The following is a 12858-nucleotide window of genomic DNA, read 5'->3' as shown; positions in this document are numbered from 1 at the left end:
GGGCTGGGATCTCCCAAAGTTATTTTTTATAAAACCAGCAGGTTTACCTTACAGGGCAGTGGTACCTTTTTAATCGATCCTTTAAGAACCGGCACTTGGGTCATTTTATTAGATAATGTAAATTCCAATAAGTACTTTTTCTGTAACAGCCATTGGTCGCCTGAAGCTGATAATAATGAAAGGATTGCAAATGCGCAGGCGGTAATAACCGCGGTTCAAACCAATAATCCTGACGGGTTACCAGAGGTTGTTTTTGGCGATTTTAACTCTGCACCGGGTACAACTCAAATTTCAAATTTAAAAAACACACTTGGCGTGGCTGATGCACTTGGCGATAGTGATGGCGATCCAACATTTCACGGTTGGGATGCTACCGGTGATGCAAAAATTGATTGGTTAATGTGCAATAAGAGTTTTGCCTACACATCCTTCCAAGTTATCACTACAAGTTATGGTGGTTTTTGGCCATCAGACCACTGGCCGGTAATGGCAACTTTTATACCTGCAATATTTGGTGCTCCGCATACGGATACTCATGGGTTAAGCGCAAATCCTAATACAAAATTCTTTTTTGCCGATGTAAATGGCGATGGGAAAAAAGATAAAATTTATTGGAATTCTACTTTTGACGGAGGTAAACCTCAGATTTTTCTGTCAAACGGCGATGGTGCTTTTGCAACAACAGCCGTTGCACATACTGCAGGAGCTTCGGCCCTTACCACTACCAGGTATTATTACGCCGATATAGATGGTGATGGAAAAGCAGATGAGATACTGTGGGACCCTACATTGAACTCAGGCAAAACGATGGTTTATTTAGCTACAGGCAGTGGTAATTTTAGCGCCACCGCGATCAACAATACGCAGGGAACCAGTGCAGGAACCACTACAACCTATTATTTTGCAGATGTGAACGGCGATGGGAAAGCCGATAAAGTTTATTGGAACGGCACTGTTGATAGCGGCCATACACGCGTCTACCTGGCTACAAGTGGAGGTTTTTTTAGCAATACAGTGATCTCTAATACTGATGCCGGAATGAGCACTACAGGCGGTACGTTATTTTATTTTGCTGATGTAAATGGCGATGGGAAGGCTGATAAAATAATGTGGCAACCAACGTTAAGCTCAGGGAAACCCATGGTTTATTTAGCCAACGGTGATGGTAACTTTACCGCTTCTTCAACGTTCAGTAATTCAGGAGCCTCAAGTGCATCGGCAGGTACAACATTTTATTTTGCTGATGTAAATGGCGATGGAAGGGCAGATAAAATATATTGGAACCCTGCGAATTATTCAGGTAAAATAAAAGTTTATTACTCGCAGGCCACCAATGTGTTCGATGGCCCGGTTTATTCATTATGGGGCCTTTCAGCAAGTTCAAGTACTTATTTTTATTTTGCCGATATCAACGGCGATGAAAAACCAGATCAAATTCGCTGGAATTATGGGGAAGCCAGCGGCGCATTAAGTAATTATTTTGCAAAGTAAATCTTACAAAATAGCCTGGAGTTATTAATTAAACTAATAAATGAGTTGTAGTAAAACAGGGTGTATCATGATCTATGATACACCCTTAAACTGAATCCGAATTATTTGTATAAAACCACGTGGGTGTAAAATTCAGAACACCCCGGTAAAACGTTCGAGAGTTTTAATCCATGTGAACATGTAATGCGGGTTTAATATTCTGGTTTACCCTAAACAAGTTATCCGGATCATATTTTGCTTTAATAGAAGCTAATTTTTCATAATTATCTCCATAAGTCGCTTTAACCCGATCTTCTCCTTCCTCCATCATAAAGTTCACATAAGCACCACCTGCCGAATAGCCGTGTAATGCTTCCCAGTAATCCTTTGCCCATTTACTTATCTTATCGTTATTAGCCGGATCGGGATCAATCCCTGCAATTACCATGGCCCATGTTGCGCCGCGATAACTCCACGAAGTATCCTTATTGCTTACTCTGGAAGCAACGCCATTAATTGGATACAGATGCATAGTTGAAAGTAAAGTAGGTAATTGAGTTCCAAATTTTATGTGTTGGTCAATCGCCTCGCTACTCAACTCATTTACAAAATCAGCTTTCCAATACCAGTTTAATCCGGGTGGCAACAGTGCATCAAACATACTGTTTAATGCCGGAACAGGCAGGGGACCTACAAAATCAAGGGCTGGCTTTTTAAAATTACGGATAGGCTCAAAAACCTTTTCAGCTTTTTCCATGTCACCGCTGTAGCACCACACTACGCCGCACATATTTTTTGTATGCAAATGTTCCGGAAAAGGAGGTCCGGGCGGAACACAAAGAAAAGCAAAAAACCCATTAAGCTCATCAGGAGCACTTTTAATCAGATCCTGATACCATCTTAATACATCTTCAGTTTCATCCAATTCCCATAGCATCGGCCCGCCATATATAGTACTTAGCGCATGCAACCTGAATACAAACGAAGTAACCACACCAAAGTTGCCACCACCACCGCGAAGCGCCCAGAAAAGATCTTTGTTAGTTGTTTCATTGGCCTTAACAAAGCTTCCGTCGGCCAATACTACATTTGCTTCAAGCAGATTGTCAATAGCAAGACCATACTGCCGTGTAAGATGCCCAAGGCCTCCGCCCAGAGTAATCCCCCCTATTCCCGTGGTAGAAAAGATTCCGCTGGGGGTAGCCAGGCCAAATGCATGTGTGGCATGATCAACATCACCCAAAGTACAGCCCGCTTGTACCCATGCCGTTTTTGTATCAGGGTCAACATTAATACCCTTCATCTGCGAAAGGTCGATTACCAAACCATTATCGCATATACCCAGACCACCACCATTGTGGCCGCCACTTCTTATTGCTGTAAGCAGATCATTTTCTCTTGCAAAATTCACTGCCGTAATAACATCGGCTACGTCTGCACATTTAGCTATTAATAAAGGGCACTTGTCTATCATACCATTATACACTTTGCGTGCAGTATGATAATCGTCATCATGAGGCTGAATCAACCTCCCGCGCAGGGCTTGTTTCAGTTGGGTGATTTTTTCTTCCGGTAACATAACTTTTTTATTTAAGTTGATGAAAAAATATTTAAACCACGTAGTAGTTCCAATACAAAAACTTAGATTAGTTCATGGCAATGTACCTTAAGAACAATACATATTCCGGCATCGTTACATATCGGCTTTAATTGGTTGAATTGAAACGCTTATATAAATATATGGATAACAAACTGATTTTAAAACCTTTAAATAATGATAGATTTTATTTATTGACAGCCATCTTCAAAAATAAAATGGGACGGTTTAACATGATGTTTATGCGTTCGTTTAGTGCCCGAATGTCATAACCATACGCTTATTTTTCGGCAGGGTAAATCAATAAAGGAACGGCAATATGACCAGCCATTTTTTCACAATGGCTGCTTTTCAACAATTTATAAAAAAAGCTGTGCGGTCTATGTATCATCACCAGCATATCAATTTGCCCATGTTCACATAACCAGCTCAAACCTGTTTCTATATGACCGTTTTTTAAACCTCTGTAATAGATATGCGGATAATTGGCTTTATTGGAAACCTGCACCATAAAGTGGTCTATCTTTTTTCTTAGTTCAGGTGCTGGCTGCTGTTCACTGTAGATATGCGTCAATAAAATCTTTGCGTCCAACAACTTAGCCAGTGGTATTAAATGATATAAACATTCCAGGTCACTTTCCATATGTGTGAGATCTGTAGCGAAAGCGATCTTCTTAACAGGCAAAACAGGAGTTTCAGGCGAGATCAGCATTAAGGGTTTGGTGGTAGTATCTATCATGTTACTGCTATGATTGCCTAATAAAAAATGGCCTAACCCGCTGCTGCCATGTGTCCCTATGACCACCAGGTCAACCGAATGGCTGGAGATTACACTTTGAATCACATTGGTCATTATGCCCGATTCACTTCTACATATAATACCCGGTTTAAAGCCCTGTTCATGATCTGCACTTTCAAGGTGAGTTTTTAAGTGTTGTAATTCTTTTTTGCTATCCATTAATAACAATTCAGATTCCTCCATCGGCCAGACAACCAATCCTGATTGCGGCATTTCTGCCGGTATTATTACTGCATTGCACAGTATTATATTGGCTTTTATCTGCTTAGCCAGGATATAACCATACTCAGCCGCATGCCTGGCATTGGCTGAAAAGTCTGTTGCAAAAAGTATTGTTTTCATGATATTTGAATATTAAGCTGAGCAAACTTTTATACCTAAATAATGATACTGTTCATGCTCCCTGATGATAGTGATCTATAATACTTTAAGATCTAAAATCCCTGATGATTCGCATTAATTATAATATATAAGTTACGGTTAATTTTGAAATAGTCAAAATTGGGAATGTTGCATATTTGTAACGTGGAATGTAAAAAAAGTCCTTTGGTTTGCTGCCAAATTATGTAATAGAATGTTGCTAATTTGATGGGGCAACACCTGCATTAAAACCATGCAGATTTATGAAAAAATATGGTTCATAATAAAAGCTTTCCAACTCCTGAAGTTCAGGTTTCCCCTCGCACTTATTCTATCTCTATTATTCACCTTTTACAGAATCATTAATAAAAAAGATTGATTTATATATAATTTCCATAAATTTAAATTATGCATTACTGACGTGAGGACATTTAAAAGTTGTCAGTATGTATTCCTAATACGCATTCCATCGTTTTAGGATTAAATAAACCCACCTTATCTTTTAAAATCAGGAAAATACACAACAAGAAAGCTTGCAGTTCTGTTGCTTAAGAATTTATAAACCAAATAAACTTAGATGCAATGTTATTACCAAGATTAAAAAATGACGGAATCCCTGAATTAACTCTTAACACGCTTCAACGAGAAATGAAACAGCAAGTTGAAGATAAGATCAAACGTAATATTTACGAGTTTGAAGAGGCTTACTGTATTATATGTTCCTCGTCAGATTCGGAATTAATTGGAGAAAAGGATAGGTATGGGTTCTATTATCCCACCAGGATATGCAAAAGTTGTGGATTAATATTTACAGCACCCCGTATGACTCAAAACTCATACAACAAATTTTATAATGATGAATACCGTAAACTATACAACGGCACATCAGTTCCCAGCCAACAGTTTTTTTCAAATCAATATCATAAGGGCTCTAAAATATATGATTCCATTACCTCACATGACTTACTTAATGATGGCACATCCAAATTTGTTTTGGAAGTAGGATGCGGGGCCGGTGGGATTTTGCAATATTTTAAGCAAAAAGGCCATACCGTTAAAGGGATTGACCTGGGGGATGAGTATATTAATTTTGGGCGCCAGGAACATGGGTTAGATTTAACAACAGGCATGCTTAACACGATTCAATTGGACAAACTGCCGGATCTAATCATTTATTCGCATGTTTTAGAACATTTGCTTGATATAGAAAAAGAGCTTAAGCTGATTAAAAATATATCCAATGAAAATACTTTGATATATATAGAAGTGCCTGGAGTTAAGCAAATTGACAAAAATTATAAAATGAACATATTGACTTATTTTCAAAATGCTCATACCTATCATTTTACCCTAACTTCACTAATAAATTTGTTTAATAAACATGGTTTTGTACCTATTTATGGTGATGAGTATGTAAGAGCTGTTTTTAAACCGGGCGTATCGCATTCAAAAGAAGTAAACGATTTTAAACCGGCTGTTGGCTACATAAAAAGACTTGAAAATTTAAGGCATTTTTATAAGTTCACTCCGGCATACATAAAAAAAACAAAATTAAAGAGAGGGGTAAGTAAGATTTTAAATTTGCTGAGGGGAAAGAAAAACTAAAAGCATACTTATACATAAAACCTTATTGAGATAGCAGGCCATCTCAATAAGGTTTTAGAGACCTATTAATTATGCAGGCCCGCTTGCTTAAGGTACTTTAGCCATTCTTCGGGAAGATTAGTTTGAATGACGTTTACATATTTTGTTTTTGTCAGTAACGCTTTAAAACCGGTGTGCGATGATAGCTCAAGATCATCATATACCCCAAGTGCATTACTCCAAACTCGTACATGCTGATCTCTTATTTTTTTCATTAAGGTATCGCTGTAAAATTTTTCATCTATGTGGATCACTTTGGCAATTTTCATGTCGAGTATTTTATTAACATCGTCCACTTTATACGCGCGCGGCATAATTTTAACATCAGGGTTTACTGCATGCACAAGCGGTGCATATTTATACTGATATAGGAAAAACAAAACCTGGTTGGTAGTTTGCGTTTCTTCGATAGTTTTATAGGTTCTTTTTAAAGCATCCTCGTCGCCCAGCTTAAAGTCAAGGTCAACCAGGATCTTTCCTTTTGCCATTTTTAGTACCTGCTCTAATGTCGGCACTTTTTCATCAGTTGGTTTACCATCCTGTAGTAAACGCAGCTCCATTAATTGCTGGTAGGTAAGATCGGCCAGGGCACCCTTTCCGTTTGTTGTGCGGTCTACTTTACCATCATGCATAATAACCAGTACATGATCTTTAGTTTGCCGGATGTCAACCTCGGCAATATCTACACCGAGCCTGATGGCTTCCTGAAGGGCTCCCAAAGAATTTTCAGGATAATGTGTGTGTGCTGCCCGGTGAGCAGTTACCATGATCTGTTCGGGATGATTGACAAATACGTCAGCCAATACGTCGGCCCTGGTTTGAGCTTCAGCCAGTTGTATCATAAATAAGGTTGATAATATGCCTGCGAAGAGGCTGTTTTTTAATATAGTTTTCATAATGATAATTTTAATAACCTGGGTTTTGTGGAAATTTTATAGTTGAAAGATCAATTTGTGATTGAGGAATAGGGCGAACGATATACATATCTTTTATAGCTGATGAATTGGGATTGTATTTTTTTACCCGTTCTACCAGTTTTCCGGTTCTGGCCAGGTCCATCCAGCGTTTTTCTTCGCCTCCTAATTCTCTTGCCCGCTCATCCAGTATCTGATCCATAGTTAACTCCGCGGCAGACAGCATAGGCATAATTGTACCCGGTTTGGCTGCCCTTGCCCTCACCTTGTTTAGGTACACCACTCCCTCGGCGGGTTTACCGGCAAGCAGCAGTGCCTCGGCAGCAGTAAGGTAGGTTTCAGAAAGCCGGTAGATAAAGAAATCCCTGAATCCGGCCAGATCCTGTACGCTTGCCCTTGTGGGGTCGTCATGTTTTTTGATGGCCCAGTGCATATTATCTGTATTGGGTGCTATTTTTGAAGTCACGCCCGGGCTTATCTGCCATTCTACCGTATCACCTATGGCTTTCCCTTTAGGAAGTGTCGCGGGATTATTATAAGTCCATACGTAACGGAAGGTAGCTTCAAAGCGACTGTCATTCGGGTTAAAAAGATTACGGAAAAATTCAGTAGGTCTGAAACGGGTATACGGACGACCACCCTGGTTTAAATCACGCTGTAAACCGGGAAACTGGTCATAGGCGGGCGTAAAAAAAGCATGTCCCTGGTTACCATCGCCATTTTGAAGTATATCTTTGGTGTATTGTGCAGCAAAAACAATTTCAGCGTTTTGCTGGTTATCGTACCTGAAAATATCGGCATAAGAATCCAGCAATTTATAGGGCCCTGATTTGATAATGATTTCGGCAGCATCCGCCGCTTTCTGATAATCCTTTTGCATCAGTAATATAATGGCCAGCTGTTGTAATGCCGCCCCCTTTGTTACTTTGCCATAAGCGTCGGCTGTCCAGCCCAGGTTATCCACCGCGTATTGGGTATCTGCATTCATCAGTTTCCAAATCTCTTCTTTGGATGTACGTACAGCTGCGGTATTTACGCCTTTTGTTTCGGTTGTGGTTAATACTACACCTCCAAACTGCACTGTAAGCCAATAATAAAAGTGCGCCCTTAAAAAACGAACCTCGGCTTTGTATTGTGTTTTCACGTTTTCGGGCAGGCCAGCCTTATCCGCATAAGCCAATATGGTATTAGCCGCGTTAATACCCTGGTAACAATCGTACCATAACTGTGCGAAATAACCGACTGACGAGCTGGTTTGGCTATCATAAGCTTCCAGAAATTTATAACCGCCATCTTTACCGTGCTGAAAAATATCGGTACCCATGGTGGTCAGGGTAAATCCCACCTGTGAGCCATAAAGGGCTCTTAATTTTGAATATACGCCGTATACACCATCCCGTATTCCTGATGGTGTGGCAAATAATACCTCTGGAGTAGCCTGTGACACTGGTATTTCATCCAGTTTACAGGAAGAACCTAATGCGATACCTCCCACACATAAGGCAACAAAAAGTTTTTTTATAATTTTCATTTTAAAATTGTTTTAACGGTCATTATGTTGTGCTAAGCCTGCATCCATTTCTTTTTTAAGCTTATGTACTTCATGACTTTATTGATTAATATTTTAAAAAGAGGCATTAACCCCTATAGCATACATTTTTGTAGAAGGATAAAGCGCACGCTGCCCGGTTGATTCAAATTCCGGATCATAGCCTTTATAATCTGTTATGGTAAATGGATTTTCGGCGGATACGTTAAGGCTCAGGGCGCTTAACTGCAGCTTTTTAATCCAGGCCAATGGAAAGTGATAGGTAAATGTCATGTTCTTAACCCTTACAAAACTCACATCTTTATAAGCCAGCGTTGAGCCCAGAAAAACACCTTCCTGATTTTTATCTGGCCGAGGATTTTCGTTGGTTGGGTTTTCAGGTGTCCAGTAGTTAACATTAAGATTGTTGTACCTGCCGGCAAGCCTGTTATTGTTATCATACCATTGCGAATAAGTTAAGTAATCCTGACGCGTATGTAATACAACCGACAGATCAAACCCTTTATAAGAAAAAGTATTGGTTAATCCCCCTATCCACGCAGGTGTATAAGAGCCAAGGATCTGGCGGTCATCGGCATTATATTTCCCATCATGATTGGTGTCTTCAATTTTAATTCCACCAACTGCAAAACCATTTTGTTTAGCTACCGCGGCTTCATCAGTTTGCCAGATGCCAATTTTTTTGTAGTCATAAAATACTTTAATAGGATGTCCTATAAACCAGCTGTTTCCAACAATATCCTTACCATCGCCCAGCAGTTCGGTAATCCTGTTTCGGTTTCTGGAGAAATTAATATCAGTCTTCCACCGGAAACCATTATTGGAAGAGGCTATGTTCACCGATGATAAAGAAATTTCAAGACCGTTATTTTGTGTTGACCCTATATTTTCAAGTACCGAAACAAATCCGGTGCTGGTAGGAATACTGCGGTCAAGCAACAAGTCGTGTGTTTTGGATTGATAATACTCAATGGTTCCGGTAAGGCGGTCATTCCAGAAACCAAAATCAACCGCGCCATCGATCTGGTTGGTGGTTTCCCATTTCAGATTTGGATTGGAGATGCTACCTGGTAAAAAACCTGGTGCTCCGGTATCGCCAAAAGTGTACGATGTTTTTTGCAATACACCAAATGTTTGATATGGAACAATACCCGTATTACCTGTGCTGCCATAACTGGTTCTGAGCTTAAGTGTGGAAACAAATGAGCTTCTCTTTAAAAAATCCTCGTCAGATATTTTCCAGGCTAATGCGGCAGATGGAAAAAAACCCCATTTATGCCCAGGGGCAAAACGAGATGAGCCGTCGGCCCGTCCTGTAACGGTAAGCAGGTAACGATCTTTATACTGGTAATTGATACGGCCCATGTAAGATGCCAGGCCCCATTTTTGATAATCGCTGCCTACACCGATAACAGAGCCGGCAGTTGCCAGGTTATGATAAGTTTGCGATTCGTAAGGCAATTTGCTTACACTGGTAAAAGAGGAGTTGGTTACCTGGTTCTGATAACTTTGAACTGCTGTTGCTGTAATATGATGATCGTGGCCAAACTGTTTATCATAGTTCAATATATTTTCAACGGTGATTGAAAATATATTGGTTTCGTTGACACCTGCTGTTGATGAACCACCCTGGTTTGCAGTGGTTAAACTCCCGTTAAATGTGCCGCCATTTGCAAATTCGGCATCGGGGCCAACATTTAAGCGATAGCTTAACGCCGGAGAGAATTTATACTCGCCATAAATACTCGCGAACACCCGCGTACGATAACGCTCATCCAGCGATCCGTTAATATCATATATCGGGTTAACACGCTGGCCCTCATCATTATTTGGCCTGAAAAGTAAGTTTCCCTGGGCGTCATAAGGTACTCCCAATGGGTTTAGTCTCAGGGCGTTGTCAAACACATCTCCGCTGGGCACGTGCTGAACCGAACGACTTGCAAAGGATGAGATCCCGGCCTTTAGCTTATCACTTATGCGATGGTCAACATTTATACGGAAAGACCCGCGCGTATAATCAGATTTATCAACAATACCGTTCTCCTTAAAATAATTGGTTGAAAGGGCAAACTGGGTTTTATCTTTACCCCCGCTGATAGAAAGCTGATGGTTTTGTTTGTTACCCCTTCCATAAATCACATCCTGCCAGTCAGTGCTCCGTCCCGTAGCGATAGATTCAAGGGCGATATTGTCAAAAATATCTTTATCCTGCGGGTATGCCCCTTTGGGGTCAGCTGTGCGGTTTGCTTCCCGGCGTAGTTGTGCAAACTCCTGCCCGTTCATCAAATCCAACCGGTTGATGGTAGATGTTACACCATAATAAGAATCGTAATTAATATTGGTTTTACCGGTTACCCCACGTTTGGTGGTAATTAACAATACACCATTAGATGCCCTTGAGCCATATATGGCAGTCGCGGAAGCATCTTTCAGAATTTCGATAGATTGAATATCGGAAGGGTTTATATCGTTAATAAAACCCTCAATTGCCGGAATCCCATCCAGTACTACCAGCGGAGGATTATTTGCCTTCATTGAGTTTTGCCCACGGATCTGGATATTGATCGCCGCACCGGGCTCATTGCCACCATTAAACACATCAACCCCAGCTGCCTTGGCTTTTATAGCCTGGAATGGATTAGTCGCTGGTATCTGCTTAATATCTTCTGCATTAACTGAAACTACGGAACCTGTTACATCACGCTTTTTCTGTGTACCATAACCAACAACCACAACTTCCGATAAGGATGAACGCTGAGCTGCCAGCATGATAGTCATATGATCCTGCGTAACTGCAACTAACTGCGTTTTGTAACCTATGTAAGAAACTATCAGCGTTTCACCATAACCGGCGGTTAGTGAAAACTTGCCATTTGCATCGGTAGATAAACCATTGGGCTTATCTTTTAACCGGATAGCCGCACCAACTATGGTTTCACGGGTGGCAGAGTCAATAACTTCACCACTGATTAAATGTGGCGTGCCTATATTAACCGGATTTCTTTTAACGGCAATTTGTTTATTAATAATTTTAAAAGATAAATGATGCTTTTCGCCCAGTTTAGATAAAACCTGCCCCAGTGGCAAATTAACAAAGTTTAAACCTGTTAGCTCATTGATATCAACCTCTTTAGATGAATATACAAACTGATAGCCTGTGGCTGTTTCAATTTTTTTAAAGCAATCGGCCAGGCTTAGTTTTTGTGCCTTAATGTTAATTGCAACACCTGAAGAGCCGGTAGGGGCCGGGCTGTTAGACGATAGCTGACAGAACGCACTGTTGCTCAAAAATAGAGACAATAGAAGAACAAATACAAAATCCTTGTTTTGTATGATAATTTTCATAATTTTTGTTTGGATTAATTTGATAATTAATTAAGTTTCCGGAAGCTTGAGACCTTCGGGAAACTACTCAGGAGGCACCCTATAAGCAGGGTGCCTTTCTTTTCATTTTAGTTTCTATTTCATATTTAAATCATTATTTACTGTTAGCATCCTGAACCATTAATGATCACCACCTGCCCGCCTTTGCCGTTGGTAGTGATTTTATAATTAAACCTGAGGGCAAATTTCAGGGCTTCAAGCACCTGGGTAACCGACTCGTTAGTGAAGTTTGCATTAACCCTGCAATTTTTAAATAGCTTTTCATTGTAGCTTATGGTAATGCCATATTTACGGGCTATACTGTTAAATGCTTCCGGAAGTGGTTCTTCCTTAAATCTCAGTTCATGATCTTCCCAACTGGTTACCAGTTTAGAGTTAAAGGACTCAATGGAAGTTTTACCCGTTTTTTTATCTACTGTCAGCATTTGCATAGGCAGCAAAGCCAAATCATTAAGCGCATGTTGGGTATTGGAAATCAACACCTTTCCTTTCATAAGAGCTATGATAATATGATTTTCATTTGTAAATGCCTTTATGTTAAATACAGTACCCACTGCCTTTGTAGCGTAGTTATTGGTGTGTACAATAAAGGGGTGGGTTTTATCTGATTTTACTTTAAAAAGCGCCTCGCCGGTAAGGTAAACCTCCCGGGTTGGTTCTTCAAACTTTGAGGGAAATGATAAGGTGCTCCCAGCATTTAGTGCAATATGGCTGCCATCGGGTAAATCAAACTGTTTAATTTCCCCGTTTTGTGCCGTAATGCTAACCATGTCGTTTTTGAAACCATATATCAGGAGTACTACGCTTAAAGCCAGACCGGCCAGTATCGCCGCAACAGCAAAGTATTTTTTATAAAGACGAATTACAGGAATGGTCTTACTTTCGGCTTGTTCTGCGATGCGGTTTCTTAACAGCGTAAGCCCTCTGTTGAGGTCATATATATGTTCATTATCCTGTTTGTTTTTTTGAAGCCAGGTTTCATTGATTTTAAGAAACAGCTCTAAAAAATATTCCTGTTCTAAATATTCATTCAACTGATCGGTTTCCTGCAGGGTTGATTCACCACTCAGGTACTTTGTGGTCAGTATATAAAAAAGATCTTTATCCATAATCACTCCTATAGACAGTGATCCAAAAAAAA

At 40.2% G+C, this 12858-nt stretch carries 8 protein-coding genes; 2 read left to right on the top strand and 6 right to left on the bottom strand.

Annotated elements, in window-relative coordinates:
* Positions 1-1491, top strand: a 1491-nt coding sequence (locus AC1DRQ_RS02850; RefSeq protein WP_477422105.1) for an FG-GAP-like repeat-containing protein, incomplete at its 5' end; no start/stop codon positions are given.
* A gap of 163 nt (positions 1492-1654) precedes the next feature.
* Here the strand turns inward: AC1DRQ_RS02850 and AC1DRQ_RS02845 are convergent.
* Positions 1655-3049: an FAD-binding oxidoreductase gene (locus AC1DRQ_RS02845; RefSeq protein WP_477422104.1), complete on the bottom strand. Its 1395-nt coding sequence runs from the start codon at positions 3047-3049 to the stop codon at positions 1655-1657.
* 298 nt (positions 3050-3347) lie between these two features.
* Complete coding sequence (locus AC1DRQ_RS02840; RefSeq protein WP_477422103.1) at positions 3348-4208, bottom strand: universal stress protein; 861 nt, start codon at positions 4206-4208, stop codon at positions 3348-3350.
* A gap of 600 nt (positions 4209-4808) precedes the next feature.
* Here AC1DRQ_RS02840 and AC1DRQ_RS02835 point away from each other — a divergent pair.
* Entirely contained in the window at positions 4809-5831 is a 1023-nt protein-coding gene (locus AC1DRQ_RS02835; protein WP_477422102.1) for a class I SAM-dependent methyltransferase, read from the top strand.
* Between the two features lie 65 nt (positions 5832-5896).
* On the opposite strand, the gene AC1DRQ_RS02830 is transcribed toward AC1DRQ_RS02835, so the two are convergent.
* The 4 genes from AC1DRQ_RS02830 to AC1DRQ_RS02815 form a co-directional block, all read right to left on the bottom strand.
* Positions 5897-6766: a glycerophosphodiester phosphodiesterase family protein gene (locus tag AC1DRQ_RS02830; protein WP_477422101.1), complete on the bottom strand. Its 870-nt coding sequence runs from the start codon at positions 6764-6766 to the stop codon at positions 5897-5899.
* 10 nt (positions 6767-6776) lie between these two features.
* The gene (locus tag AC1DRQ_RS02825; protein WP_477422100.1) at positions 6777-8315 is read right to left on the bottom strand and encodes a RagB/SusD family nutrient uptake outer membrane protein; all 1539 of its coding nucleotides are present in this window, start codon (positions 8313-8315) and stop codon (positions 6777-6779) included.
* Between the two features lie 93 nt (positions 8316-8408).
* Positions 8409-11678: a TonB-dependent receptor gene (locus tag AC1DRQ_RS02820; protein WP_477422099.1), complete on the bottom strand. Its 3270-nt coding sequence runs from the start codon at positions 11676-11678 to the stop codon at positions 8409-8411.
* A gap of 143 nt (positions 11679-11821) precedes the next feature.
* A complete protein-coding gene (locus AC1DRQ_RS02815) occupies positions 11822-12826 on the bottom strand; it encodes a FecR family protein (RefSeq protein WP_477422098.1) in 1005 nt (334 codons plus the stop codon).
* Positions 12827-12858: the final 32 nt, after the last annotated feature.

Source organism: Mucilaginibacter sp. P4_E8, assembly GCF_056401495.1.
This window is presented reverse-complemented; position numbering and strand designations above follow the sequence as displayed.

Coding starts and splice junctions, on each gene's coding strand:
- AC1DRQ_RS02845 (WP_477422104.1), bottom strand. CDS start 3,049: ATGTTACCGGAAGAAAAAATCACCCAACTGAAACAAGCCCTGCGCGGG.
- AC1DRQ_RS02840 (WP_477422103.1), bottom strand. CDS start 4,208: ATGAAAACAATACTTTTTGCAACAGACTTTTCAGCCAATGCCAGGCAT.
- AC1DRQ_RS02835 (WP_477422102.1), top strand. CDS start 4,809: ATGTTATTACCAAGATTAAAAAATGACGGAATCCCTGAATTAACTCTT.
- AC1DRQ_RS02830 (WP_477422101.1), bottom strand. CDS start 6,766: ATGAAAACTATATTAAAAAACAGCCTCTTCGCAGGCATATTATCAACC.
- AC1DRQ_RS02825 (WP_477422100.1), bottom strand. CDS start 8,315: ATGAAAATTATAAAAAAACTTTTTGTTGCCTTATGTGTGGGAGGTATC.
- AC1DRQ_RS02820 (WP_477422099.1), bottom strand. CDS start 11,678: ATGAAAATTATCATACAAAACAAGGATTTTGTATTTGTTCTTCTATTG.
- AC1DRQ_RS02815 (WP_477422098.1), bottom strand. CDS start 12,826: ATGGATAAAGATCTTTTTTATATACTGACCACAAAGTACCTGAGTGGT.